The organism is Klebsiella michiganensis (genome assembly GCF_015139575.1).
Lineage (GTDB): Bacteria > Pseudomonadota > Gammaproteobacteria > Enterobacterales > Enterobacteriaceae > Klebsiella > Klebsiella michiganensis.
The window spans coordinates 3,225,712-3,250,373 of record NZ_AP022547.1 but is presented as its reverse complement, the minus strand read 5'-3'; the positions used below and the strand labels follow the sequence as shown (position 1 = coordinate 3,250,373).

Genomic DNA, 24,662 nt, shown 5'->3' with positions numbered 1-24,662 from the left:
TTTGAGGACGCAACCTATGCCAACCCATACCCGTATTCGGATGTTTAACACCAAAGAAACCTATCCCAATCAGACGCTCAATAACGATCTGTGCCAGGCGGTGCGCGCGGGAAACACCGTGTACGTTCGCGGCCAGGTGGGTACCGATTTTGACGGCAATCTGATTGGGCTGGGCGACGCGCGCGCCCAGGCGGAACAGGCGATGAAGAACGTTAAACAGCTGCTGGAAGAGGCCGGCAGCGATCTGACGCATATTGTGAAAACGACGACCTATCTGATCGACCCGCGCTACCGCGAACCGGTGTACCAGGAAGTGGGGAAATGGCTTAAAGGCGTGTTTCCTATTTCGACCGGCGTGGTAGTGTCGGCTCTCGCCCAACCGCAGTGGCTGATGGAAATTGACGTCACGGCGGTGATCCCTGACGACTGGCATGCGCAGGAGGCACCATGACCCTCTCTATTTCCGCCCTGTGCCCGGAGTCAGGTCAACTGGGCATTGCGATTAGCTCATCCAGCATTGCCGTTGGCGCCCGCTGCCCGTGGCTGCTGGCGGGCGTTGGCGCGGTGTCCAGCCAGAACATCACGCTGCCCGCGCTCGGACCGCAGATTCTTGCCGGGCTTGAGGCGGGGCTCACGCCGCAGCAGGCCCTGACGCAGGCGCTGGGCGAAGACCGGTTTAGCGATTACCGCCAGGTGGCGGTCATCGACGCCAGCGGCGAGAGCGCCGTGTTCAGCGGCGAACATACGCTCGGCATCTGGCAGCTGGCGCAGGGCGAGAACTGCGTGGCGGCGGGGAATATGCTGGCCAACCCGCAGGTGATTACCGCCATGACGGCGGCGTTCGAAGCCGCCAGCGGCGAACTGGCCAGCCGCCTGATCGCGGCTTTGCAGGCGGGTATCGATGCGGGCGGCGAAGCCGGGCCGGAGCACTCGGCGGCGCTTAAAGTCGTGGAGGATTACGCCTGGCCAGTGGTGGATTTACGCGTCGACTGGGCGGAAGAACGCCCGGTAGCGGCGCTGGAAGCGCTGTGGCTGGCCTACGAGCCGCAGATGGAAGCGTACATCACCCGCGCGCTTGACCCGCGCGAAGCGCCGACCTACGGGGTGCCGGGCGATGAATAACCGCGTGCGTGAGATCCTCGGCGCGCTGCTGGCGTTTGATACCACCAGCCGCGAGTCGAATCTGGCGCTGATTGCCTGGCTCGGCGACTTTCTGCGCGCGCGCGGCGTGACGTCGCAGCTGTTTTATGACGACGAAGGGCGCAAGGCAAACCTCTATGCCCGCCTTGGGCCAACCGGCCCCGGCGGGGTGATGCTCTCCGGCCATACCGACGTGGTGCCGGTGGATGGTCAGGCGTGGACGGTGCCGCCGTTCGCCCTTACCGAACGTGACGGGCGCTACTACGGTCGCGGCAGCGCGGATATGAAAGGGTTTATCGCCTGCGTGCTGGCGTCGCTGGAGGCGTTTCTTGCCGCGCCGCTGCGGATGCCGCTGCACCTGGGATTCTCTTATGATGAGGAGGTTGGCTGCCTGGGCGTGCGCAGCCTGGTGGATTTTCTCCGCGCCTCCGCCGGGAAACCGGCGCTGTGCATTATCGGCGAGCCGACCGACATGCGCCCGGTCTACGGCCATAAAGGTAAGCTCGCGGTGCGCTGCCGCGTGGAAGGGCACGCCTGCCACTCGGCCTACGCCCCGGAAGGAGTTAACGCGATCAGCTACGCGGCCAGGCTGATTTCCCGGCTGGACGCGCTGGGTGAAAGCCTTGCGCAGCAGCAGGATAGCCGGTTTTCGCCGCCCTCGGGCACGCTGCAGGTGGGGACGATTCACGGCGGCGCGGCGCTGAATATCGTTCCGCAATCCTGCTGGTTCGACTTTGAGATTCGCTATTTACCCGGCACGCGCCCGCAGGCCGTGACCGACGCCCTGGGCGATTATGCCCGCGAGCAGCTGCTTCCGGCGATGCGCAAGGTGGCGCAGCGCAGCGATATTCATTTCCAGACGCTGAGCCACTATCCGGGGCTGCTGAGCGACCCGCAGTCAGAGTTCGCCCGCTGGCTGGCGCAGTGGTGCGGCAGCGACGATTTCACCACCGTCGCCTACGGCACCGAAGGCGGCCTGTTTGACGAGGCGGGCGTCGCGACGCTGATCTGCGGGCCGGGCAGCATGGCTCAGGGCCACAAGGCGGACGAATATATCAGTATCCCCCAGACCGAACGCTGTATGGCGATGCTGGAAAACCTTTGCGCCTGGATGCGCGCCGATCCCTCCGATTCTCTTCGCTGATTTATCAACACAGGATGGCGACTATGCAAAACCCGAACTCCCCGCTTATTGATCAACAGACCATCGACCGCTGGCAGGCCGACGGCGTCGTGCTACTTAAAGGCGTGTTCACGCCGTGGATCGAGAGCCTGTCGCGCGGCGTCGCCGCGCTGATGGCGAACCCCAGCGAGTACGGTCACGCGCGAACGGTGATCCCCGAGGACGGCTCGGCGCCGTTTTTTCAGGACTATTGCAACTGGCAACGAATCCCGGAATTTCGCGATTTTGTTTTTCAGTCGCCAGCGGCGGAGATCGCCGCGGCGCTGATGGGGTCGCAGACGGCGAAGTTTTTCCACGAGCACACGCTGGTGAAACAGCCCGGCGGCAGTACGGTAACGCCATGGCACCACGATCAGCCCTATTACTGCGTGGAGGGGCGGCAGAATGTCAGTCTGTGGATCCCGCTCGATCCGGTAGCGGAGGCGATTTCGCTGCGCTGTATTCGCGGTTCCCATCGCTGGGACGATGAGTTCAGCCCAACGCGGTTTAACGGTTCAAAGCTCTATTCCCATTCGCGCTTTAAAGAGCTGCCGGACATTGATGCCCATCAGGAGGATTACGATATCGTCAGCTGGGCGCTGGAGCCGGGCGATGCGGTCGCTTTTCATTTCCGCACGCTGCATGGGGCAAAGGGCAATTCAACCGCCCGCGCGCGGCGGGTATTTTCCGCCCGTTGGGTAGGGGATGATGCGACATTCGCCGACCGCGGCGGCGTGACGTCGCCGCCGTTTCCGGGGCTTAAGCTTCGCGACGGAGAACAGCTTGTCGCCGATGAGTTTCCGCAGGTCTGGCCGCGGTAGCGGCGGCAGGGCGGGCGAGGCCCCGCCCATCTTGCAGCGAAAGGTTTTCACTCACTGACTGAGGGGATTGAAGCTCCTTAATTTTTTGCTTTAAGGGCTAAGGGAGGAAATTGATATGACTCGGTTACTCGTGGTTATGATCTCTTAGAAAGACGGTCAGTACGTCCTTGGGTGGGGTTACACCACTTTCTGAAAGTAGCCAACCTACAGCGCCGCGATGATATGTTCCGTGAAACAGCACATGATTGAGCATATCGACCGCCTTCATCTCACCAGGTCCGCCATCGACAAACTGGAATTTAATGGTTTCAGCAAGGTCAACGGGGGACATAGCATTGACGTATTGAATATACCAGTCTGTACATTCAGTCATCGTTCTCAGAAGTTCATCGGCAGAGGGCGTCTCTGGCGTGTTCAGTGCGGTGTAGGAGTGCTTCTGGCCGGTAATGTTAGCGCGGAAGATCATATCAACCACATGTATGTGATTCATTAATCTGAGCGTCAGATGGCGTTTTTCTGCATTCGCAGACGCATCAATTCTTTTAATCGCTTGTAGCGTTTCAATATCTATCCAGCGTTTGTATCTAAACAGCGTAGCTATTTTGTCAGTACCCATGCGTCACCTCTTTTATCTATTTTGTCATTATATCAGTAACATTCAGTACCGCTGGCAGGGCGGTACTGTTGCTTTAGCGTAGGCCGCCGTCAGGTTTATAGGCCGTTTATGACGTCAGCCGATAGTGCGACTGCACCAGTCCCGAAGGGAAGCTGCGGCTTGATAACAGCGTCAAATCGATATCCCTGGTCAGGGATCCGAACAATGGTTTTCCCGAACCGAGCAGGACAGGAACGGTCGTGATAACGATATCGGCGACCAGACCTTCGCGCAGGAACGACTGTATTACCTGCCCGCCATCCAGATAGACGCGATGCGCGTTTTGCGCCGCCAGGTCAGCAAGCACTTCGCCCGGCGTGCGGCTTGAGAGCTGCACTTTGCCCTTCAGCGTCTCGGGAATGGCGGTATCGGTTAGCTGTCGGGAGAGAACCAGCACGGGTCGATCGTAAGGCCATTGGTCAAAAGTCAGCGCTTTCTCATAGCTCCCCCGGCCCATAACGATCCAATCTTTGTCCGCGATGAATGCGGCATAGCCATGATCTTCTGTCGGGTCATCGCGCTGCAACAGCCAGTCGATATCGCCATCCTGTCGGGCGATATAACCATCAAGACTGACCGCGATAAAAACATGTGTGGTGACCATCAAGTGCTCCGTATTCAGCTTGTATCTATGCCGTTGAGTTTAGGGGGAGGTGTTTTGTCCACATAATATGATTCACGCTTTGCCAGCCAAAATATTCAACATGCGGCGTAATGGTTCCGCTGCTCCCCACAATAGCTGATCGCCGACCGTCAGGACCGAGTAGATCGGTTCATTGTTTAGCGACATTTTCTTGTAACGACCAATACCAACCTTAAGCGAACCGCTGATACAGGCCGGTGTCAGGGTACGGACACTCTCTTCCTTGTTATTGGGCACATAGTTAACCCAGGGGTGGGAATTCATCACTAATTCGGCAAATTCCTCTTCGTTGACTTCACGCTTGAGCTTAAGGGTTATAGCAGCGCTGTGGCAGCGGATCACGCCGACGCGTATGCATAAGCCGTTTACCGGGATCGTACCGGGAGACAGGCCTAAAATTTTGTTGGTTTCCGCCTCACCTTTCCATTCTTCACGGCTATTGCCATCGCCTAAATCGCTGTCAATCCAGGGAATGATGCTGCCCATCAAAGGTGCACCGAAGTTTTGGGTCGGCATATCAGCGCTGTTAATCAATTCACTGACCTTATTAACTAACGGAAGCACTGAACCTGAGGATGCCAGCTCATCCGGAGATAAATGGCGGCTTATGTAGGCACTTTGCGCAATGAGTTCCCGTACATACTGTGCACCAGCACCCGATGCGGACTGGTAGGTCATCACACTCATCCATTCGATCAAGTCAGCCTTTATCAACCCAGCCAGCCCCATAAGACTCAGCGTAATGGAACAGTTGCCGCCGACAAAAAGTTTAATACCTTCTTTAATTGCACGATCGATATTGTTGCGGTTGACGGGGTCGAGAATAATGCAGGCTTTCTCATCCATCCGTAGCGCTGAGGCCGCGTCAATCCAGTAGCCTTCCCAGCCATGGTTAAGCAAAGCAGGGTATATTGCTTTGGTATAATCCCCGCCCTGGCAGGTTATGATGATGTCCATTTCGGCCAGCGCACTTACGGAATTAGCATCTTTAAGTGTGTAGCTGACGCCATCAATGACAGGACCGGCGGCTCCTGCACTGGAGGTGCTGAAAAAATGCGCCGATATATTGTCGAAGTCGTTCTCTTCGATCATTCGCTGTAGCAAAACAGAACCGACCATTCCTCGCCAACCAACAATGCCAACCTGCTTCATTTGCTTAACCCTAATTACGTTATGAGAATGTTAATTTTCTTCGAGGCACGTTATATCTCATTCCAAATTAAAGGTCATTACGAACAACATCCGATTCCGTCATTATTAAAATGTTTCATATAGCATCAGCGATTTTTATCTCTTCCATAGCTAAAAATCCATTGCAAGTATTTGATATGAAATCAATAATATTCAGGTCGATATCCTGCGGTATTCGCGTTTAAAGGAAAGAACAGGCTTAAGACATCCGCTTCTGGCATATAGCTGCCAGACTCAACAAAGCCAGGGTTTGCAATGAGGAGGAGCGGGCCTTCAATGATGTGTATCAGACTCTCTTTTACATTCCGGCCACTTAAGCGGCCGGAAGTATCGTTTAAACCCGTTCAGAATACGCTTTCAGCATGGCAAGGAGCGCCCGTCGTGCCGCATCGTCCGCGATATTTTCAGGCAGCGCATCAGCGCGCAGATTGATATAAGCGTCAACCGCCTTGCTGATGGCGATGCTGACGGAGTCACGATCGTGCGTGGCCAGCGTGGAGGTCAGCAGGCCCTCAGGATCGATATTGTGGCATTCAATGCGGCGAACCCCACGCTGCGGTAGATTGGCGCGGCGGTACAGCATCGGTCCCAGCACTTGCTCCCGGAAGAATGACAGCATACCCATCGCTTCGAAAAGTTCGCCCCTTCCCAGTTTAACCACCGCATAATGAAGCCAGATCCAGGCTCGGGACTCAAACCACTCCGGCGTCATGTCAGGCCACTGGGCACGAAATTGTGCCAGATGTCGCTCCAGGGCATGGCGATCGCGAGAAAATAACACTACCGGCTCCTCAACGCGTTGAGTGAGCATGTCCAGGGTGACAAATTTCAGATCGACATGGAGGAGTTCAGGGCCATACAGGCATATCAGCAGGCGAGGCTCTCCGACATGTTCCCCGGTGAACGCATGCAGCAGGTTGCCTGCTGTTCCGGCGAACGCCACACGCTGCGCCATGATTTCATCGTAGTAGAGAGGGTCTACCACAACGACAAAATCCAAATCGGAGTATTTATCAAATCCGCCATGAATAAGCGATCCGCCCCCGAGCAGGGAGTGAATCCGGGCGTCAGACTGAACGTTAAGCTTGAGTTGCTCTGCAAAACTTCTGTGTAAATCGGGTAACGTACTAAGCATACTTTTTCCTGTTCACAAAAAATACAAAGCATTACAGAATATCGAGTTCGGTATATTCGGGCCAGATATTTTTGCAGGAAGCGTCGTTTCCTCATTGAGTCTTGTGTCCACTATGGGTGGATAGCCTGAGCCACGTAGCCCGATCCTCCGCTACGCCCGCCGTCAGGGCTTTCAGGCAGGATAGAAACGCTGGCGGATAGTCCCGCCACCAGTTCAATCCCTTCCGGTATCTTATCTAACTGAATACGAACGGGGACTCGCTGCGCAAGTCGCACCCAGCTGAAGGTGGGATTGACATCCGGCAGCCCCAGCCCGCCGGTCTCGTCATTGCTATCATCGATCCCCCGGCCGATACTCTCCACGTGCCCGGTGATGAGCGGGTCAAACCCCATCAGCGAAATGTGTGCGGCGCTCCCGACGCGAATATGACGCAGCTTAGTCTCTTCAAAATAGCCCACCACCCAGAAACTGTGCGCATCGACCACGGCGATCTTTGTCTCTCCCGCCGCGGCGTAGTCGCCGGGGCGGAGCCGAAGATGCGTCACGTAGCCGGTAACCGGGGCGCGCACCGTTGCATGGGATAAATTCAGCTGCGCCAGTTCCAGCGCAGCCAGCGCCCCCTGATAATTGGCCGCCGCGACGCGCGCTGCGCTGCCTGTTTGCTGGATATCCTCGCCGGAAATGACCCCTTTGATGAGCGCGCGTCGCCGGGCGGCATCCTGGCGCATCAGCATTTCATGACGTTTTGCTTCGACGTCGGCCTGCGCGCTGAGCACCGCCAGCTTCAGCCAGCGCGGGTCGATGGCATAAAGCACATCGCCGCGGTTAACCCACTGATTATCCCGCACCGCCACGCTGCTCACCGGCCCGGAAACATCCGGCGCAATCTGCACCACATCTGCCCGAACCCGGCCATCGCGCGTCCAGGGCGTCTGCGCATACTGTTTCCAGAAAATAAACGCCACGCAGGCCGCTACCGCTACTGCGATTAACGTCAGCGCGTAACGGCCCAGCAAAGAGAAAAAAGATTTCATGCGAATAACCCCAGTGTGGTCAGGCCCTGCAAAAGCAGGAAAAAGGTCACGATATAGGTTGAAACATCAAGCAGCGGGCGTAAGGGCAAGCGGCGGTAAAGCCTGCTGCAGGAGAAAAGCGGTACGAGTAGCAGCGTACAGACCAGGGCAATGAGCGCGGTCAGCAGCAGTCCGGGGATAAAAACGCCCCCGATATTGATGTCATTTATCATGGGTGGGTTCCTCGTTCTGCGTCCGTAACGCGCAGTGCAGATCGACCAGTCGGTCGACAAACTGGCATGATTGTTCCTCCCTCGCGGGCAAGCAGCGGTTCGCCATGGCGGCAATGCGCTCGCGTAAGGCTTCGGTCTCCGTTGTGTGGGTAAGACGAGAAAGCACCTCGTGGATATCGCTGCCGGCGGGCGTTTCGCAACGGCGCAGGCGCATCACGCAGAGGCCTATGCGCAGAAAGTGCACCAGGCGATCGAGCGCCCGGGCGGAGGACTGCCCGCTGCGCGGCAAGCGTGGTAGCAGCAGGGCGGCCCGGTCGATCATCAGATTGGTCCAGTGCGTTTCATCGCCTTTAAATACGCCGCTCACGCTGCGGCGAATATCGCGTTGGCACAGTTTCAGCAGACGCTTTATCGCCGCGTCCGCCTGTACGGTTTGCAGCAGACTCATGCCGATAACCGCAAAGCCGGTCGCGAAAAACAGGGCGATCGCGGTGTTGGCCGCGTCGGCGAAGTCGCCGCTGTAGCGCGCGCCCAGCTCGCACAGTACCGGCAGCGTCAGCGTTATCCCCATGGCCATAAAGGTCGTGGGGGGCCGCGCCTGCAGCGATCCGGCAAGCAGATAGACCGGGGCAAGCACCGCCACCAGCACGGGGAAATCGCTGAGCGGAGGAAGCAGGGCGAAGCTATAGATAAGGCTTATCACTACGCCCCAGACAGAGCCGATAATATATTTCACAATATGCGGGGCCGGCGTGTCGAAACTGCCAAACAACGTGCAGCAAACCCCGAGAATCGACACCGCCGTGCCGCCATCGGGCCAGGCAGAGTAAATCCATAGCAGACAGCCGCTCAGAATGATGACAAAAGCGCCCAGCGCCGTGCGGGCGGCGCTGAGGGGATCGCGATGGAAAACGTATCCTGTCGCCGCACGATCTTCCGCCTGCGCTGGCGCAGGCCTGGCGTGATGAATGGCCTCCGAAAGCCGCTCACACTGTTGCAGGAGGGTAATCAACTCAGCGATGTAGCGTAAGAAATTTACCCGCAGCGCATCTTCAAAGGTCCGCGCCTGCGCCGCGAGCCGCTGCGCTAACTGCGCGCTGCGCTGGTGCAGCGCTTCTGCGGCGTTTTTGCGTTGGCCGGTATCGTCGCAGGTCAGCCAGACCTGCACGTCATTCAGTAGAGCCTGCATCGCGGCGGGCATCTCGGCGATGATCTGCAAACGATCGCGCACTTCGCCGTTGACAATCACTAACCGCGCCAGCCTGTCATGGAGCGCTTTCCTGGCCTGGCGGGCCGGAACCGAAAGGGCAAAATCATACGGGATATGGTGGCTGATACCCTGCAGAAACTGTAGCGCCAGCGCCAGATGCAGCGGCTCTGACTGCGCGTCGGCCTTGCCTGCCAGGGTGTCGGCAATCCGCTGGCGCGCGGCGTGCAGCGTCTGGGCTAATTTGCTGTTGAACAGCCCTGATATCCGGGCAGGTAAAATGTAGCGGTGAATCAGTGCGGCGCAGACGATACCGATCGCGATTTCCTGTACCCGGATGAGGGCGATGTTAAACACCGTGCCGGGATCGGCGACGGCGGGAAAACCAATCAGGCTTGCGGTATAACCGGCCAGCACAAAGGCATAGGCGCGGGGCGTGCGTTCAAGCAGGGATAAATAGAGGCAGAAGGTGATCCAGCCTGCCAGAATCACGCTACATAGAATTGGCGTATTCACAAACGTCGGCACAATCAATACCGTGGCCCCCGCGCCGGCCACGGTACCGGCCAGGCGATAAAGGCTTCTGCTCAGGGACGCGCCCACCGAGGTTTGCGACACGATGTAGACGGTGATGATGGCCCATGAGGGCCGTTCAAGGCCAATCGCCAGGGCAACGTAATAGGCGAGCATCGCGGCGGCAAAACTCCTGACGGAATAGAGCAGGGCATGGGCGTCGCTCAGCAGCGAGGGAGAGGCTATGCGGCCTGACCAACGGCTTATCGCGTGTAAAAAACGGCTGTGATGGGAAGTTAATGTGCTCATGCCGGGAATTATTCCCGCTTTGCGCGTCTCCTTAAATACTCTATTCTGTCAAAAAATACCTAAATGTTGCCAATGAGATGCCATCCAGACTTGCCCATACCCTGTTTGATCCCGATAGCACGCCGAGCCCTGCCGTCGCGCGGCATATTGATTTCGTTGATTACGCGGCAGAAGTGCCGGTTCATACCCACCGCAAGGGACAACTGATCGTTGCCCTCTATGGGGCGGTGATTTGTCGTGCGGAAAACGATATCTGGATAGTGCCGCCAGACTGCGCGGTGTGGATCCCCGGCGGGATCCCGCACAGCGCCAAAGCGACCTGGAATGCGCATCTCAACTATTTGTTTATTGAACCCGGCGCCGCCGCGCTGCCGGAGAAATGCTGCACGCTGGCGATTTCGCCGCTGATTAAAGCGTTAGTTGACCGCTTAACGAATGCGGACGTCGATTACGCCGCGGAGAGCCATGTCGGCAGGCTGACCAGAGTGACGCTCGATGAGCTGGCCACCATGCCGCAGCAGAAGCTGAGTCTGCCGGTTTCGGCGCATCCTAAGATCCGCGCCATGGCGGATGCGCTGGTCAGCCACCCGGAGGATCGCAGCACCTTTAAAGTTTGGGCGAAACGGCTGGCGCTCAGCGAGCGCTCATTAGCACGCCTGATGCTGCGCGAAACCGGTCTGACCTTCGGGCGATGGCGTCAGCAGCTGCATTTGATTATTGCCCTGCGGGAGCTGGCAAGCGGGGTATCGGTGCAAAACGTGGCGGCTAATCTGGGGTATGAGTCGGTCAACGCGTTTATCACCATGTTCAGAAAAACGATGGGGAGCACCCCCGCGCACTACTTTGCCGGTCGAAGAACGGCAGATCCCTGAGCGGCGCGCAGGCTGGATGCGGAGTGAGGCGCTTAATATCCGCCGCGGCCACAGCGCCGCGGCGAGCGCAAAATTTAGTCAGAGAAGGGCGGAGGCGGCTGGCGTAATCCCGTCGTATCCGGGTTGCCGATGCTGCGGCGCCATGCGCCGGGGGCCTGGCCGAACTGACGCTTGAAGCTGCGGTTGAAGGACTGCTGGGAGTCAAAGCCCAGGGCGATCGCCACGTTCAAAATCGGTTCGTCGCTGTGGGCTAAGCGCTCGACCGATTTTTGTAGCTTTTGCGCGCGAATATACTCGGCGAGAGGATAACCGGTATGCTCCTTAAATAGCCGCTGCAGATGCCATTTCGAATAGCCTGCTCGCCTGGCGACGGTGCCAATATCCAGACGGCTATCAAGATTGTTGTCGATCCAGTCGAGTAAATCGTGAATGAATGCGCCAGTGTTCATCTGATGTACCTCTACGCAGCGTCTAAAAAAGCATCTTTATCTGTTGCATTTAAAGGTGGCCCGTTTTTGCACTAATTGCAAGTTTTATTGTTGCATTTAAATCCATGCCGGAAACGCGCCATTTTTAGGCGCCAGGAATAGCACATAAAGTGCAACAATTATTCTTGCACTAAATTTAGCGCCTTCCTACAATCGCCGCGATAGTGTATTCGCAACTGTTACAATTTTGTGGCGATGAACGACACAAATGGCCTTAAGCCAGCCCGGACAAAGGAAGTGGCGCGGTGTCTTCCGCTGCGTCTTGCCCGGCGGCTACCAATACCGGAATAAAAATAATGAGCCTGCAAAAATACTGGGGTAACTTTCATCTGACTGTGCCGGGCGTGATGCTGCTCTCGGCGCTCCTCGTTGGATGCGATGAGGGCGTCGCGCAAAACGCCGCGCCGCAGGCGCCCGCCGTCAGCGCCGCTGATGTGGTCGTCAAATCCATTAGTCAGTGGGACAGCTTTAACGGTCGGATTGAAGCGGTGGAAAGCGTCCAGCTGCGACCCCGCGTCTCCGGCTACATTGACAAAGTGAATTACACCGACGGCCAGGAGGTGAAAAAGGGGGAGGTGCTGTTCACTATCGATGACAGAACCTATCGCGCCGCGCTGGAACAGGCGCAGGCGACGCTGGCGAGAGCCAAAACGCAGGCCAGCCTGGCGCGAAGCGAGGCTAACCGTACCGATAAATTAGTCAATACCAACCTGGTCTCCCGCGAAGAGTGGGAGCAGCGTCGCGCCGCGGCCACCCAGGCGCAGGCCGACATTCGCGCCGCCCAGGCGGCAGTCGACGCCGCGCAGCTTAACCTGGACTTCACCAAAGTGACCGCGCCTATCGATGGCCGCGCCAGCCGGGCGTTGATCACCAGCGGTAACCTCGTCACCGCCGGCGACAGCGCCAGCGTGCTCACCACGCTGGTGTCGCAGAAGACGGTTTACGTCTACTTTGACGTGGACGAGTCGACCTACCTCCATTATCAAAATCTCGCCCGCAGCGGGCAGGGCGCGTCCAGCAATCATCTGGCGCTGCCGGTGGAGATTGGCCTGGTTGGCGAAGAGGGCTACCCCCATCAGGGCAAAGTGGATTTTCTGGATAATCAGTTAACGCCGAGCACCGGCACGATCCGGATGCGCGCGCTGCTGGATAACGCGCAGCGTCAGTTCACGCCGGGTCTCTTTGCCCGCGTCCGCCTGCCGGGCAGCGCGGAATTCAACGCCACGCTTATCGATGATAAAGCGGTGTTGACCGATCAGGATCGCAAATATGTTTATGTCGTTGATAAAGAGGGTAAAGCGCAGCGCCGTGATATTACGCCGGGCCGTCTGGCCGACGGTTTGCGCATCGTGCAGCAGGGGCTGAAGCCGGGCGACAGAGTCATCGTCGATGGTCTACAGAAAGTGTTTATGCCGGGCATGCCGGTTAACGCGAAAACCGTGGCCATGACCGCCAGCACCGCCCTCAACTGATCCCTTGACCTGAGAATCCAACCCATGGACTTTTCCCGTTTTTTCATCGACAGGCCGATTTTTGCCGCCGTTCTGTCGATTCTGATTTTTATCACCGGATTAATCGCCATCCCGCTGCTGCCGGTGAGCGAATATCCTGACGTCGTACCGCCCAGCGTGCAGGTGCGCGCGGAGTATCCGGGCGCCAACCCGAAAGTGATTGCCGAGACCGTGGCGACGCCGCTGGAAGAGGCGATCAACGGCGTTGAAAATATGATGTACATGAAATCCGTCGCCGGTTCTGACGGCGTACTGGTGACCACCGTAACCTTCCGTCCGGGTACCGATCCCGATCAGGCGCAGGTTCAGGTGCAAAACCGGGTATCGCAGGCCGAAGCGCGTCTGCCGGAAGATGTGCGGCGTTTGGGGATCACCACCCAGAAACAGTCGCCGACGCTGACGCTGGTGGTGCATCTGTTTTCGCCCGGCGGTAAATACGATTCCCTGTATATGCGTAACTACGCCACGCTGAAGGTGAAGGATGAACTGGCGCGCCTGCCCGGCGTCGGCCAAATTCAGATTTTTGGCTCGGGCGAATACGCGATGCGCGTCTGGCTCGATCCCAACAAGGTTGCGGCGCGCGGGTTGACCGCGTCGGATGTGGTCACGGCGATGCAGGAGCAGAACGTCCAGGTTTCCGCCGGGCAGCTTGGCGCCGAGCCGCTGCCGAAAGAGAGCGACTTCCTGATCTCCATTAACGCCCAGGGGCGCCTGCATACCGAAGAAGAGTTTGGCAATATTGTCCTGAAAACAACGCAGGACGGTACGGTCGTCCGCCTGCGCGACGTGGCGCGTATCGAAATGGGCTCCGGCAGCTATGCGCTGCGTTCCCAGCTGAACAATAAAGATGCGGTCGGGATTGGTATCTTCCAGTCGCCGGGGGCGAACGCCATCGATTTGTCTAATGCGGTGCGTGCCAAAATGGACGAGCTGTCGAAGCGTTTCCCGCAGGATATGAAATGGGCGGCGCCTTACGATCCGACGGTATTTGTTCGCGATTCCATTCGCGCGGTGGTGCAAACGCTGCTGGAAGCGGTGGTGCTGGTTGTGCTGGTGGTGATCCTGTTCCTGCAAACCTGGCGCGCGTCGATTATTCCGCTGATCGCGGTGCCGGTTTCGGTTGTGGGTACCTTCAGCATTCTCTACCTGCTGGGCTTCTCGCTGAATACCCTGAGCTTGTTCGGGCTGGTGCTGGCCATCGGCATCGTGGTGGATGATGCCATCGTGGTGGTGGAAAACGTCGAGCGAAATATCGAGGAAGGGCTGGCTCCGCTCGCCGCGGCGCATCAGGCGATGCGTGAGGTGTCCGGCCCGATTATCGCCATTGCGCTGGTGCTGTGCGCGGTGTTTGTGCCGATGGCGTTTCTCTCGGGCGTGACCGGCCAGTTCTACAAGCAGTTTGCGGTGACGATCGCCATCTCCACGGTGATCTCCGCCATCAACTCGCTGACGCTCTCTCCGGCGCTGGCCGCGCTGCTGCTAAAACCGCACGGCGCGCCGAAAGACTTCCCGACCCGGCTTATCGACCGTCTTTTCGGCTGGATTTTTCGTCCGTTTAACCGCTTTTTCCACCGCAGCTCGAACGGCTATCAGGGGCTGGTGGGAAAAACGCTCGGACGACGCGGGGCGGTGTTTGTGGTCTATGTGCTTCTGCTCTGCGCGGCGGGCGTCATGTTTAAAGCGGTACCCGGCGGATTTATACCGACGCAGGATAAACTGTATTTAATCGGCGGCGTGAAAATGCCGGAAGGTTCTTCGCTGGCGCGCACCGATGCGGTGATCCGCAAAATGAGCGAAATCGGGATGAATACCGAAGGCGTGGATTACGCGGTCGCGTTTCCGGGGCTTAACGCGCTGCAGTTCACCAATACGCCGAATACCGGAACGGTCTTCTTTGGCCTGAAGCCGTTCGACCAGCGTAAACATTCGGCGGCGGAAATTAACGCTGAGATCAACGCGAAAATCGCGCAAATCCAGCAGGGCTTTGGCTTCTCTATTTTGCCTCCGCCGATTTTAGGGCTCGGCCAGGGTTCCGGCTATTCGCTCTATATTCAGGACCGGGCAGGTCTTGGCTATGGTGCGCTGCAAAGCGCGGTAAACGCGATGTCCGGTACCATTATGCAGACGCCGGGGATGCACTTCCCGATCTCCACCTACCAGGCGAACGTGCCGCAGCTGGATGTCCAGGTCGATCGTGATAAGGCGAAAGCGCAGGGTGTGTCGCTCACCGATCTGTTTGGTACGCTGCAAACCTATCTGGGATCGTCTTACGTCAATGATTTTAACCAGTTCGGGCGGACCTGGCGCGTGATGGCGCAGGCTGACGGCCCGTTCCGCGAAAGCGTGGAGGATATTGCCAATTTGCGCACGCGGAATAATCAGGGCGAAATGGTGCCAATCGGCAGTATGGTGAATATCAGCACCACCTACGGACCGGACCCGGTGATTCGCTACAATGGCTATCCGGCGGCGGATTTGATTGGCGATGCCGATCCGCGCGTACTCTCTTCCTCGCAGGCGATGACGCAGCTGGAGAAGATGTCCGGCCAGATATTGCCGAACGGGATGAATATCGAATGGACGGATCTGAGCTTCCAGCAGGCCACGCAGGGCAATACGGCGCTGATCGTCTTCCCGGTGGCGGTGCTGCTGGCGTTTCTGGTGCTGGCGGCGCTGTATGAAAGCTGGACGCTGCCGCTGGCGGTGATTCTTATCGTGCCGATGACGATGCTCTCCGCGCTGTTTGGCGTCTGGCTGACCGGGGGAGATAACAACGTGTTCGTACAGGTGGGGCTGGTGGTGCTGATGGGGCTGGCCTGTAAAAACGCGATTCTGATCGTGGAATTTGCCCGCGAGCTGGAAATCCAGGGGAAAGGGATCATGGAAGCGGCGCTGGAGGCGTGTCGCCTGCGTTTACGCCCGATTGTGATGACCTCTATCGCCTTTATTGCCGGGACCATCCCGCTGATCCTCGGTCACGGCGCGGGCGCGGAAGTGCGCGGCGTTACCGGGATCACGGTGTTCTCCGGGATGCTGGGGGTGACGCTGTTTGGTCTGTTCCTGACCCCGGTGTTTTACGTGACGCTGCGTAAATTCGTGACGCGCGGTAAACCTGCTGAGGACGTTTCGCCGGCGTAGGGTGCGGCAGATAACAAAAAACCGCCTTCACTGTGAAGGCGGTTTTTTGGCGCTCAAGGAAAATTAATGGGCTTCTTTATATTTGGCGATAAGTTCAGGCACCGGATCGCACCCGCTGGTATCGGCTTTTTTCACTTCTTCCAGCGCGCTTGCCACGGTGTGGCGTGCCAGTACCTGTAGCGAAGCCTGCTCCGCTTCATCGGCGATAGATTTGAAGTACCAGCACGCGTTCGCGCTGACCACGCAGCGGGCGGGGACGTCAGGGCGCGACGCCCACAGTTTTTTATCTTCGATAACGGAGACGTAGATATCGCGCAGGGTGATCTCTTCCGCCGGGCGGCCGAGATGAATAGAGCCGTTGCGGCCAAGCGTTGAGACAATAATGCCGTCACGGGTGAGAGGAACCATGAGTTTGCGGATAAAGCTCGGGTTCGCTTCCAGGCCGTAGGCCAGAATCGCGCTCGTCGAACGTTCACCCAACTGCTCCGCCATTGCTACGCTGAGAACCATCTGCAAAGCTGTCGGGAAGCGGTAATCTAACATTTTCTTATCCTGGGTAGCGGTGAATCTTGTTCTTTTTGGCACCGCAGAGGTGAGTAAGCAATAAACAACAATATACCAAATACGGTAATTTTTTTGAAGCAATCTGCGCTTTTCCCGCCAGGTAAAAAAGCGTGAGTGAGAGCGGGGCCAGCCGATGCCTCACGCCATGGCGTGAGGCACTGATGAAAAAGGTATCAGCATTTAATACCCGCTCGGGCGCACAGAACCCCCGGGGTCTTAATGGGCGTTTATCGTTGAAGTTGAATGAGATGGGTAGCCATCCCCCATCTGAGCGCGGCGCATTTGCCGTCCGTAAAATCGAAAACAGAGTAACTCGCATTGGGGTGCGCATAGCGAGAGAAGTTATCGAGAGTCCCCTCTTTAAGTAACGCCAGCACGCCCTGACTGACATGCCCGTGAGAAACAACACCGACGATCTGATGTGCATTGGTATTTTGCAGGTGTTGTAAGAAATTTATCACGCGTCGAGTCGCCTGGGCTAACGACTCTCCCTCCGGGGGACAATAGGCTGCATCAAGGGCGAGCAACGCATCTGCATCACGCGGATTGTCTCGCCTGAAGTGCTCGAAAGATATCCCTTCAAAGCAACCAAACGACTGTTCCTTAAGAGATTCTTCAACTTTTAACGGGCAGCCAAGACCTTCAGACAGCTTCAGCCCCATGTGCAAGGCGCGCCCAAGCGGGGAGCTGTAAACACATTCTATCGGATATGCCTCTTTCGTCAGCGCTGTCAGTAACGCCGCTGTTTCTTGCATACCGCGGTGGGTTACGAAGCTGTCGCGACGCCCCTGAATAATCCCTCTATGATTCCACTCGGTTTCTGCGTGCCTCACCCATATCACTTTCATCGTATTTGAGATCCGTTATCCAACGTGACTACCCGTTTGTTTATCTGATTCAGGGCGAAAGTGTAGCATGGTGAACGTTTGAAGCCGGTTTCTGGATATTATCCAGCGATAATGTCCGCTTCTGGCACAAAGCACTGCCTACCAAACTCACCCTATGTCCTGTCGCGGTGTATTAAACAACGGGGAGCCACTCAGCTTAAGCATGTACGTTTGCTTTATACTAAGATATTTATCCAACAGAGGCGTTAAGATATCGTCTCAGGATGAAGATGGATTTATCAGCATGACCAGAACAGAAAGGCTTCTCGAATTACTACAGATATTAAGGGCGCAAAGATATCCGATCACGGCATCCGCTCTCTCAGAAAGATTAGAAATAAGCGTGCGTTCCCTTTACAGAGATATAAAAACGCTACAGCAGCAAGGCGTGTGCATTGAAGGGGGGGCTGGAATTGGTTATATCGTTAAGTCTGACTTTCATTTGCCGCCCTTAAATCTTTCTCATGAAGAAATCAATGCTATTATACTTGGGCTTAATTGGGTTTCTCATAATACGGATAATGATTTCAAAAAAAACGCAAGGAATGCGCTTGCCAAAATACATGCCGTTATTCCCGGCGAATTAAAAAATCTTATTGAGAGTCAATCCTATCTGACCGGTCCCACAGAAAAGAATGAGGTGTTTTTTGAAGACTTGCGTAATGCGATTAAAAAACGAAAGAGGATCAAAATAAAGTATTGTGATAAGAGCAATGTTAACTCTTCTCGAGTCATATGGCCCATCGCATTGGTATATATGGAGTCATGCTGGCTTTTGGTTGCATGGTGTGAAATGAGAAAGGATTTCCGTCATTTTAGAACGGACAAAATACAAGGCATTGTGCCGCTGGATTCCAGGTATAGTGAAAGCAGGTTAGTTTTATTGAATAAATGGAGAATGAAAGAGGGGATCGGCCCGGAGAAAGAGTACTGACAAAAACTGTCACTGCGAATTTGTATACTTCCTCAGATGTAAGACTCAATGCTACGTCATAGGGGGAATTATGAATTTTCAAAATAAAGTGGCTGTTATCACCGGCAGTACTGCAGGTATAGGCGAGGCAGTCGCAGAGCAGTTACACAAACATGGCGCGAAGGTCGTCATTGTATCCCGCTCGTCAGAGGAGGCGAAACAAAAAGCGAAACAATTGTCTTCACAGGGGCAACCAGCAATGGGGATCGGATGCGATGTGTCACAGCCCGAACAAGTACGGCAAATGATAGATGACGTTATCAACTATTTTGGCAGGCTTGATTATGCTGTCAATAATGCAGGCATAACAGGTGAGCATGGTAAAAAGATAACAGAGCAGACAGTTGAAAACTGGGATAAGGTCATTGCCACCTCATTGAGCAGCTTTTTTTACTGCCTAAAATACGAGATACCTCAGATGATGAAGATGGGGGGCGCTATCGTTAATTTATCTGCAGTAAATGGTCTGGTTGGCATTCCTGGGCTGGCGCCTTACACCGCCGCTAAGCATGGTATAATTGGTTTAACCCAAACCGCAGCGCTGGAGTTTGCATGTCAAGGCATTCGCATCAATGCCGTCGCTCCGGGCTATGTCCAAACCCCACGAATAAGCGAACTCCCTGAAAATATCGTACGCAGTTTCGCAAATAGCCACCCTATGAAAAGGATGGCAAAAATGCAGGAAATCGCAGACTTCATATTGTTTTTGTTGTCAGATAAATCAGCGTTCTGTACCGGAGGCGTTTATCCCATTGATGGTGGTTTTTTAGCTGAGTGACATTCCCGTTAGGTTTTTAAGCCTCCGTTTTACCGCGTCAGAGGCCAGGGGCATGCCGGGCCGTTCCGTCAGCGTCAGCCCGGCGCTGGCTATCACTGATATTTGGCGACAAGATACTCCTCTTCGCTGCGTCGCCAGAAATGTGAAGGAATAAACGGGGATGTATACTCATACGAGGGCGCGAAGAAGGATCGTACCTGAGCCCGGCGATAAAAAACGAAAAAACGTATTTTTTATCGAATAGATTAAAAGGTTGTGGCGTTAACTCATCATCAACGTACTGATGGAGTCATCATTTATGACTGCAACAACGCAACCGCTAACACAACAGTGCCGCGATAGTTTTACCCTGGCACGGCATTGGGTCACCGCAGCCAATGTCATTTTCCTGTTTGCAAGCGCACATATCCGGGAGCCGCTGGAGCGGGGAACGCCCCTGAAAAAAAGCGGCGGGCCGGTCATATTTGCTGCGCGCTTTTCCCTCACTATCTGCTACGGGACAGCATACCGCGTCGTATGCTGCCTTGCCGTTCTTTTCGTTAACCCGGAGTTCACTATGAACACGTTGTCGTTTTTACATTCCGCCATTAATCAACGTCTGCTGCTGCCCGTGGTGTTTGCTCTGCTGACCACGCCGGTTTTGGCCGCAGGTGACAATAGTACCAATAGCAAAACGCCGGACTGCCCCAGCGGACAGGTGTATGACAGCACGAAAAAACAGTGCGTCCCTGAAAAAACAAGCCAGCTCAGCGATGAAGACAAAACGCGTTATGCCTATCATCTGGCCAAAAAAGGGGAGTACCAGGCGGCCCTGGACCTGCTCAACACCCTGAAAAATGGCGATACCGCGGAAGCCTGGAATTACCGGGGCTATGCCACGCGTAAGCTGGGCCGTACCGATGAGGGCATCGGCTACTATCAGCGTTCAATCGCGCTCGATCCGACCTATGCCAAAGTACGTGAATACCTTGGTGAAGCATGGCTGGCGAAAGGCCGTCCTGACCTGGCAAAAGAGCAATTGAAAACTATCGCCACGCTGTGCGGCCATAGCTGCGAGGAGTACCGGGATCTTCAGGCAGCGATCGACGGTCATCCTGAGTCCTGAATAAGAGTATGAGGATAAAAAAATTACGACCAGCGGCGTCCGTCAGCATCTTGCTGCATATCTGACACGCCTGTGGCGCTATGGGCTGGTTCTGGTTGTCGAAGAGCTGGTTCAGTCTGCCTGTGTCCGCGCGCTTGAAAAAAGCGCGCGGTTCACCCCGAGGAGGCGGCCGACACGTTGCCCGTCCCGATTGGTTACCCTATCCTGGTTTTATCTCCAATTGACCGGCCCCGGGCAATAGCCGCTGTCAATGTTCCCTGGCCAATTCGTGGCATACGATACCGAGCTGTTCAACGGCATGCAAAAGCGCGGGGGTGGGTTCATTCGCACCGTTCAGGCGCAGGTAGTTTTGCAGTTCCGCCGCGCCCGGGGAAAACAGCGGCCCCGGACTGACGCCAATGCCCAGGGCGAGTGCGCGACGATGTACCTCCAGCGCATCTATCCTGGAGGGGAGTTGTACCCAAATCAAAAAGCCGGCTTCCGGAGCCGCGACGCGCGTGCCCGGTGGGAAGCAAGCTTCAACTCGGGTGATGATAGCGCGCATACCTTCCGCAATCCGCAGCTTCAGGTGCCGCAGGTGCCTGTCGTAATCGCCGCTGGCGAGGATCTCGTTTGCCGCGGCTTCAATCAGCGGCGCGCCTGCCCATTCTCCGGCCATGCGGGCCTGCAATATCGCGGAGTGATAACGTCCGGCAGCAATCCAGCCAATTCGCCAGCCCGGCGCCAGGGTTTTCGACAGCGAACTGCAATAAATCACATTTCCGTCCCTGTCGAAGGCTTTACACGCGGGCGGACGCTGGGCGCCACCGGCCAGATCGCCATACACATCGTCCTCAATGAGCGGGATGCCCTTATCGGCGAGCAGCGCCACCAGCGCCTGTTTGCGCGCCACGGGCATGCTGGCACCCAGCGGATTTTGCACTGTGGGTGAGGCAAGCACGGCCGCAGGGCGGTGGCGCTGGATAGCCTCTTCAAGGGGCGCCAACAATAAGCCTTCAATCGGGTCTGTGGGGATCTGTAACGCTTTCAGACCCAGATCTTCCAGCAGCAGAAGCGTGCCGAAGTAGGCGGGCTGCTCAATCGCGACAGCATCGCCCGGCTGGCATACCGCGCGAAGCGCCAAACGTAGCGCCTGGGTTGCGCCTGCCGTAATGATAAGGTCATCCGCGCCAAAAAGAGCGCCCCACTGCGCAGCGCGTGCGGCAATCTTTCTGCGCAGGTCCGCTCTTCCCGGGGGCAGGCTGTAGCTCTGCCCGCGCGCATCAAGCCGACGACCGGCGGTGTGCAGTGCCCGCTGTAGTGCATCCACGGGAAGCCAGGCGGGATCGGGTAGCGCGGCGCCAAGCGGCACCAGACGCGCTTCAGCGCTACCGAACAGCGACCGGGCAATGGCGGACATAGTCACCGGCACCGGACCGGGCAAAGAGGCAGCGCGCTGTTCATTTCCGGAGGCGGCTGGCTGGCGGACAAAATAGCCTGAACGCGGTCGCGCGATAATCAGACCCTCCGCCTCAAGATAACGCAGCGCTTCCAGGGCCGTGGGGAGGCTGACCTGCTCGCGTTCGGCCAGTTTACGCGCGGAGATAATGCGATCTCCTGCCCGTAAAGCGCCTGAAGCAAGCGTCAGCCGCAGCATATCGGCTATACGGCGGTAGTGGGGCGTCGGCGGGGATATTTCGGACATCGTCATCTGTATAGTCTGCTTTTTGATAAATCTGACTATACAGGCGAAGCGGGGCGCCATCTATAGTGTGTTCCACACCAACCAGCCGGGGAAATCACATGCACAGCGACAGTTTTGACCTTTCACTTTACTTCCGCCGCATAGGCTATAGCGGGCCTGCGGCAGCGGATACCGCAACGCTACACGCGCTCATGCGTCACCAGCTCTTTGCCATCCCCTTCGAAAATCTGGACGTACAGGCAGGTAAAATCGTGTCGATGGAGCCCGATGATATTGCCAACAAGCTCTTACGGCAGAGACGGGGCGGCTACTGCTATGAACTCAACGGGCTGTTTACCATGGCGCTGGAAGCGCTGGGCATTGCCTGGCGGTTTGTCGCGGCGCGGCCCATGTTTTATCCCGCGCGCCGGCCTAAAACCCATATGGCGGTCGTCGCGGAAGTCGAGGGCCGTCAGTGGCTTTGCGACCTTGGCTTTGGGAGCTACGGTATTCGCGCGCCGCTGGCCCTGGATGAACTTGATACGGACATTATCCAGGATTTCGATACGTTCCGGCTTAGCCGCGATGCGCACGGCGACTATCTGCTGCAGGCAAAAGTTGAGGGAAGCTGGGCCAACCAATACGGTTTTGACCTGTCACCTCAGGAATGGATTGATTTTGCTCCGGCCAATTTCCTTAACTCCACGCACCCCGACGCGGTCTTTGTACAAAAGCTGCTGGTTATACAGCATCAGCCCGAGGGGCGCTTTATTCTGCTGGGCAATACGCTCAAGAGCATTACCGCGGATCGGGTAGAAAAGCAGCGGCTGGAAGACGATGAGATTGCGCATGTACTTGAGCAGCGCTTTGCGTTGTCTGCCCGCTAATTAATCAAAAGGGCCAATGAGTCCAGGCGGAACGGGCACGAAGCGGGGATGCCGGGGGAGCCATCGCGATCGCCATGAGGCGGGAGTGACCGCTTCCCCGTGCCCCTCTCAATCTGTTCATCTGCTGCGACATCAGCAGCGGGCGATTATTTACGTTGCCGGCGGGTATATGAAATAGCAGATAATGCAAATAAAAAACTAACGCCACTTTTAATAAACAAGGCTATTCAGTTAATTACCACTACAAAAATAAGATAATTCTATCTGGGCTGGCCAATCCGTATCCGTAGTACATATTTCCGCCACATAATCGCCTGCGCCTGGAAATTCATTGCTAACAAATAGTTACAGCTATGTGGCAATATTTTTGGCGATAAAGAATGGTTAAAATAAAATCATCTACTAAAATCAAATTGTTGATTAAATTCATACACTGCTCGTTCGTATTAATTTAGATAATTGGCTCTGTGTCGAATGCCCAAAATTTAAGCAGCGAGTGATGGCTGCTGACGATAATTATCCCGCTCGATATTGCCCTGGGTCTGGCAGGTAAATTCCTGCTCTGGACGTTTGTGTAAAACGACACCGGGCTAATTGAGTTATTTCAAAGGACAACGTAAATGACGAATATCTACGACTCTACCAATATAAGCAGTCAGGAAGCGGCCAGGCACTTGCCTGCGGCTGCTGTAAACAGCGCGAGCGCGGTTTCATGGGGGGCGATATTTGCAGGCGCCGCCGCTGCCGCCTCGCTGGCGCTTATGCTGCTCATGCTTGGCGCCGGATTAGGCCTCACCTCAATCTCTCCCTGGGAAAATCAAGGTCTTGCGGCGGGTACCGTCGGTATTGCCGCCATCGCCTGGCTGACGTTTACCCAAATTGTGGCGTCAGGAATGGGGGGATATCTGGCCGGACGGCTTCGGACTAAATGGGTTGATACGCATACCAATGAAATCTATTTCCGCGATACGGCGCATGGCTTTCTGACATGGGCGGTGGCGCTGCTGGTATCAGCCGTTCTTTTAACCACCACCATCAGTTCACTCATCGGCGGCAGCGCAAAAGTCATTGGTTCCGTTGCCGGGGGCGCGACGGCAACCGCCGTGAATAACGCGGGGGAGGGATCCTCGATGTTATCGAAGTCATCGATGGAATATTTTACCCGCTCGCTGTTCAGGGCGAGCGGCTCCACTCCGGCAGGTAACAGCAACGCACCGGGCAATGATGTCATGGCCATGAATCAACCGGCGCCGCCAAAGGCGGAGTCACCCGCTCAATTAGCCGAGGTGACGGGCATTTTTGCTAACAGTATTTATTCTGGCGCGCTTCCCAAGGATGATCTGACCTATGTGGCGCAGCTGGTTTCTCAGAATACCGGCATCAGTCAGCAAGAGGCCGAGCAGCGGGTGCAGGCGGTTTATGATAAAGCCCAGGCTAATTTGAAAGAGGCAAAAGATAAAGCGCAGCAGGCCGCAGACGCCGCCAGAAAAACCACCAGCTACGTCACTCTGTGGTCATTTATTTCTCTGTTAATTGGCGCTTTTGTTGCCAGTCTCTGTGCCACCTATGGCGGCCGTCAGCGTGATTTATAACGTCTAATACTCATTATACGGGAGGAACCTATGCGTTCAATATTGCTTTTCTTTCTGGGTGTGCCAATTCCTATCATTATTTTAATCGCGCTATTTGTGCACTGACTATTTTCCGGCCCCGCAGGAATAATGGTTAAGTAAATACTGACCCTCGCACATTACCGCTAAAGCATAAATGCCCT

At 56.1% G+C, this 24,662-nt stretch carries 23 protein-coding genes and 2 pseudogenes; 14 read left to right on the top strand and 11 right to left on the bottom strand.

What is annotated here, in order from left to right:
• Positions 1–16: 16 nt before the first annotated feature.
• From JLG71_RS15290 to JLG71_RS15275, 4 genes are read left to right on the top strand one after another with little or no spacing between them, the layout of a single operon-like run.
• On the top strand, positions 17–451 hold the full coding sequence (locus tag JLG71_RS15290) for a RidA family protein (protein WP_014838322.1): 435 nt from the start codon (positions 17–19) through the stop codon (positions 449–451).
• Positions 448–1,122, top strand: coding sequence for a DUF1028 domain-containing protein (locus JLG71_RS15285; protein WP_014229145.1), 675 nt, complete (start codon positions 448–450; stop codon positions 1,120–1,122). Before JLG71_RS15290 ends, JLG71_RS15285 begins: the two co-directional genes overlap by 4 nt.
• Complete coding sequence (gene argE / locus JLG71_RS15280; protein WP_064375765.1) at positions 1,115–2,284, top strand: acetylornithine deacetylase; 1,170 nt, start codon at positions 1,115–1,117, stop codon at positions 2,282–2,284. The genes JLG71_RS15285 and argE overlap by 8 nt, the downstream gene beginning before the upstream one ends.
• Before the next feature lie 23 nt (positions 2,285–2,307).
• The gene (locus JLG71_RS15275; RefSeq protein ID WP_049102542.1) at positions 2,308–3,123 is read left to right on the top strand and encodes a phytanoyl-CoA dioxygenase family protein; all 816 of its coding nucleotides are present in this window, start codon (positions 2,308–2,310) and stop codon (positions 3,121–3,123) included.
• A 124-nt stretch (positions 3,124–3,247) separates the two neighbouring features.
• Here JLG71_RS15275 and JLG71_RS15270 read toward each other — a convergent pair whose 3' ends face one another.
• The 7 genes from JLG71_RS15270 to JLG71_RS15240 all read right to left on the bottom strand — a co-directional run bounded on the left by JLG71_RS15270 (position 3,248) and on the right by JLG71_RS15240 (position 10,022).
• Positions 3,248–3,739: a DinB family protein gene (locus tag JLG71_RS15270; RefSeq protein ID WP_042945062.1), complete on the bottom strand. Its 492-nt coding sequence runs from the start codon at positions 3,737–3,739 to the stop codon at positions 3,248–3,250.
• A 106-nt stretch (positions 3,740–3,845) separates the two neighbouring features.
• The gene (locus JLG71_RS15265; RefSeq protein ID WP_109240270.1) at positions 3,846–4,382 is read right to left on the bottom strand and encodes a dihydrofolate reductase family protein; all 537 of its coding nucleotides are present in this window, start codon (positions 4,380–4,382) and stop codon (positions 3,846–3,848) included.
• A gap of 72 nt (positions 4,383–4,454) precedes the next feature.
• On the bottom strand, positions 4,455–5,573 hold the full coding sequence (asd, locus tag JLG71_RS15260) for an aspartate-semialdehyde dehydrogenase (protein WP_025107953.1): 1,119 nt from the start codon (positions 5,571–5,573) through the stop codon (positions 4,455–4,457).
• Between the two features lie 373 nt (positions 5,574–5,946).
• Positions 5,947–6,747: a hypothetical protein gene (locus tag JLG71_RS15255; protein WP_032749315.1), complete on the bottom strand. Its 801-nt coding sequence runs from the start codon at positions 6,745–6,747 to the stop codon at positions 5,947–5,949.
• A 110-nt stretch (positions 6,748–6,857) separates the two neighbouring features.
• On the bottom strand, positions 6,858–7,781 hold the full coding sequence (locus tag JLG71_RS15250) for an efflux RND transporter periplasmic adaptor subunit (protein ID WP_032720798.1): 924 nt from the start codon (positions 7,779–7,781) through the stop codon (positions 6,858–6,860).
• On the bottom strand, positions 7,778–7,993 hold the full coding sequence (locus JLG71_RS15245; protein WP_014229155.1) for a DUF1656 domain-containing protein: 216 nt from the start codon (positions 7,991–7,993) through the stop codon (positions 7,778–7,780). The genes JLG71_RS15250 and JLG71_RS15245 overlap by 4 nt, the downstream gene beginning before the upstream one ends.
• A complete protein-coding gene (locus tag JLG71_RS15240; protein WP_200913583.1) occupies positions 7,983–10,022 on the bottom strand; it encodes an FUSC family protein in 2,040 nt (679 codons plus the stop codon). The genes JLG71_RS15245 and JLG71_RS15240 overlap by 11 nt, the downstream gene beginning before the upstream one ends.
• A 77-nt stretch (positions 10,023–10,099) precedes the next feature.
• On the opposite strand from JLG71_RS15240, the gene JLG71_RS15235 reads away from it, so the two are divergent.
• Positions 10,100–10,894, top strand: a complete 795-nt coding sequence (locus JLG71_RS15235; RefSeq protein ID WP_009653008.1) for an AraC family transcriptional regulator — start codon at positions 10,100–10,102, stop codon at positions 10,892–10,894.
• Positions 10,895–10,968: 74 nt separating this feature from the next.
• On the opposite strand, the gene JLG71_RS15230 is transcribed toward JLG71_RS15235, so the two are convergent.
• The gene (locus tag JLG71_RS15230) at positions 10,969–11,343 is read right to left on the bottom strand and encodes a helix-turn-helix domain-containing protein (protein WP_025107948.1); all 375 of its coding nucleotides are present in this window, start codon (positions 11,341–11,343) and stop codon (positions 10,969–10,971) included.
• A gap of 335 nt (positions 11,344–11,678) precedes the next feature.
• On the opposite strand from JLG71_RS15230, the gene JLG71_RS15225 reads away from it, so the two are divergent.
• Together JLG71_RS15225 and oqxB are read left to right on the top strand one after the other, a co-directional pair.
• Entirely contained in the window at positions 11,679–12,854 is a 1,176-nt protein-coding gene (locus JLG71_RS15225; RefSeq protein ID WP_032720794.1) for an efflux RND transporter periplasmic adaptor subunit, read from the top strand.
• A gap of 24 nt (positions 12,855–12,878) precedes the next feature.
• Positions 12,879–16,031, top strand: a complete 3,153-nt coding sequence (gene oqxB / locus JLG71_RS15220; protein ID WP_014229160.1) for a multidrug efflux RND transporter permease subunit OqxB — start codon at positions 12,879–12,881, stop codon at positions 16,029–16,031.
• A 63-nt stretch (positions 16,032–16,094) separates the two neighbouring features.
• On the opposite strand, the gene JLG71_RS15215 is transcribed toward oqxB, so the two are convergent.
• Together JLG71_RS15215 and JLG71_RS15210 are read right to left on the bottom strand one after the other, a co-directional pair.
• On the bottom strand, positions 16,095–16,574 hold the full coding sequence (locus JLG71_RS15215; RefSeq protein ID WP_004121015.1) for an RrF2 family transcriptional regulator: 480 nt from the start codon (positions 16,572–16,574) through the stop codon (positions 16,095–16,097).
• A 248-nt stretch (positions 16,575–16,822) separates the two neighbouring features.
• Positions 16,823–17,443, bottom strand: coding sequence for a histidine phosphatase family protein (locus JLG71_RS15210; protein WP_200913581.1), 621 nt, complete (start codon positions 17,441–17,443; stop codon positions 16,823–16,825).
• Positions 17,444–17,726: 283 nt separating this feature from the next.
• On the opposite strand from JLG71_RS15210, the gene JLG71_RS15205 reads away from it, so the two are divergent.
• From JLG71_RS15205 to JLG71_RS28405, 5 genes and pseudogenes are all read left to right on the top strand, one after another.
• A complete protein-coding gene (locus JLG71_RS15205; protein ID WP_025107944.1) occupies positions 17,727–18,416 on the top strand; it encodes a helix-turn-helix transcriptional regulator in 690 nt (229 codons plus the stop codon).
• Between the two features lie 70 nt (positions 18,417–18,486).
• Positions 18,487–19,233, top strand: coding sequence for an SDR family NAD(P)-dependent oxidoreductase (locus JLG71_RS15200; protein ID WP_200913579.1), 747 nt, complete (start codon positions 18,487–18,489; stop codon positions 19,231–19,233).
• A 298-nt stretch (positions 19,234–19,531) separates the two neighbouring features.
• Positions 19,532–19,678 (top strand): annotated as a pseudogene (locus JLG71_RS28410) (cytochrome b); the annotation flags it as partial.
• Between the two features lie 111 nt (positions 19,679–19,789).
• Positions 19,790–20,338: a tetratricopeptide repeat protein gene (locus JLG71_RS15195; protein ID WP_014838337.1), complete on the top strand. Its 549-nt coding sequence runs from the start codon at positions 19,790–19,792 to the stop codon at positions 20,336–20,338.
• Positions 20,339–20,360: 22 nt separating this feature from the next.
• Positions 20,361–20,516, top strand: a pseudogene (locus tag JLG71_RS28405) (RNA polymerase sigma factor); the annotation flags it as partial.
• 69 nt (positions 20,517–20,585) lie between these two features.
• Here the strand turns inward: JLG71_RS28405 and JLG71_RS15190 are convergent.
• A complete protein-coding gene (locus JLG71_RS15190; RefSeq protein WP_064375857.1) occupies positions 20,586–22,082 on the bottom strand; it encodes an aminotransferase-like domain-containing protein in 1,497 nt (498 codons plus the stop codon).
• A gap of 38 nt (positions 22,083–22,120) precedes the next feature.
• On the opposite strand from JLG71_RS15190, the gene JLG71_RS15185 reads away from it, so the two are divergent.
• Both JLG71_RS15185 and JLG71_RS15180 read left to right on the top strand, forming a co-directional pair.
• Positions 22,121–22,888, top strand: coding sequence for an arylamine N-acetyltransferase family protein (locus tag JLG71_RS15185; protein ID WP_014229167.1), 768 nt, complete (start codon positions 22,121–22,123; stop codon positions 22,886–22,888).
• 620 nt (positions 22,889–23,508) lie between these two features.
• The gene (locus JLG71_RS15180; protein WP_032720785.1) at positions 23,509–24,480 is read left to right on the top strand and encodes a hypothetical protein; all 972 of its coding nucleotides are present in this window, start codon (positions 23,509–23,511) and stop codon (positions 24,478–24,480) included.
• The last annotated feature ends 182 nt before the right edge of the window (positions 24,481–24,662 follow it).

Bases quoted from the DNA above. Each gene is read 5' to 3' on its own strand.
- JLG71_RS15290 (WP_014838322.1), top strand. From the start codon at position 17: ATGCCAACCCATACCCGTATTCGGATGTTTAACACCAAAGAAACCTAT.
- JLG71_RS15285 (WP_014229145.1), top strand. From the start codon at position 448: ATGACCCTCTCTATTTCCGCCCTGTGCCCGGAGTCAGGTCAACTGGGC.
- argE (WP_064375765.1), top strand. From the start codon at position 1,115: ATGAATAACCGCGTGCGTGAGATCCTCGGCGCGCTGCTGGCGTTTGAT.
- JLG71_RS15275 (WP_049102542.1), top strand. From the start codon at position 2,308: ATGCAAAACCCGAACTCCCCGCTTATTGATCAACAGACCATCGACCGC.
- JLG71_RS15270 (WP_042945062.1), bottom strand. From the start codon at position 3,739: ATGGGTACTGACAAAATAGCTACGCTGTTTAGATACAAACGCTGGATA.
- JLG71_RS15265 (WP_109240270.1), bottom strand. From the start codon at position 4,382: ATGGTCACCACACATGTTTTTATCGCGGTCAGTCTTGATGGTTATATC.
- asd (WP_025107953.1), bottom strand. From the start codon at position 5,573: ATGAAGCAGGTTGGCATTGTTGGTTGGCGAGGAATGGTCGGTTCTGTT.
- JLG71_RS15255 (WP_032749315.1), bottom strand. From the start codon at position 6,747: ATGCTTAGTACGTTACCCGATTTACACAGAAGTTTTGCAGAGCAACTC.
- JLG71_RS15250 (WP_032720798.1), bottom strand. From the start codon at position 7,781: ATGAAATCTTTTTTCTCTTTGCTGGGCCGTTACGCGCTGACGTTAATC.
- JLG71_RS15245 (WP_014229155.1), bottom strand. From the start codon at position 7,993: ATGATAAATGACATCAATATCGGGGGCGTTTTTATCCCCGGACTGCTG.
- JLG71_RS15240 (WP_200913583.1), bottom strand. From the start codon at position 10,022: ATGAGCACATTAACTTCCCATCACAGCCGTTTTTTACACGCGATAAGC.
- JLG71_RS15235 (WP_009653008.1), top strand. From the start codon at position 10,100: ATGCCATCCAGACTTGCCCATACCCTGTTTGATCCCGATAGCACGCCG.
- JLG71_RS15230 (WP_025107948.1), bottom strand. From the start codon at position 11,343: ATGAACACTGGCGCATTCATTCACGATTTACTCGACTGGATCGACAAC.
- JLG71_RS15225 (WP_032720794.1), top strand. From the start codon at position 11,679: ATGAGCCTGCAAAAATACTGGGGTAACTTTCATCTGACTGTGCCGGGC.
- oqxB (WP_014229160.1), top strand. From the start codon at position 12,879: ATGGACTTTTCCCGTTTTTTCATCGACAGGCCGATTTTTGCCGCCGTT.
- JLG71_RS15215 (WP_004121015.1), bottom strand. From the start codon at position 16,574: ATGTTAGATTACCGCTTCCCGACAGCTTTGCAGATGGTTCTCAGCGTA.
- JLG71_RS15210 (WP_200913581.1), bottom strand. From the start codon at position 17,443: ATGAAAGTGATATGGGTGAGGCACGCAGAAACCGAGTGGAATCATAGA.
- JLG71_RS15205 (WP_025107944.1), top strand. From the start codon at position 17,727: ATGACCAGAACAGAAAGGCTTCTCGAATTACTACAGATATTAAGGGCG.
- JLG71_RS15200 (WP_200913579.1), top strand. From the start codon at position 18,487: ATGAATTTTCAAAATAAAGTGGCTGTTATCACCGGCAGTACTGCAGGT.
- JLG71_RS15195 (WP_014838337.1), top strand. From the start codon at position 19,790: ATGAACACGTTGTCGTTTTTACATTCCGCCATTAATCAACGTCTGCTG.
- JLG71_RS15190 (WP_064375857.1), bottom strand. From the start codon at position 22,082: ATGGCGCCCCGCTTCGCCTGTATAGTCAGATTTATCAAAAAGCAGACT.
- JLG71_RS15185 (WP_014229167.1), top strand. From the start codon at position 22,121: ATGCACAGCGACAGTTTTGACCTTTCACTTTACTTCCGCCGCATAGGC.
- JLG71_RS15180 (WP_032720785.1), top strand. From the start codon at position 23,509: ATGACGAATATCTACGACTCTACCAATATAAGCAGTCAGGAAGCGGCC.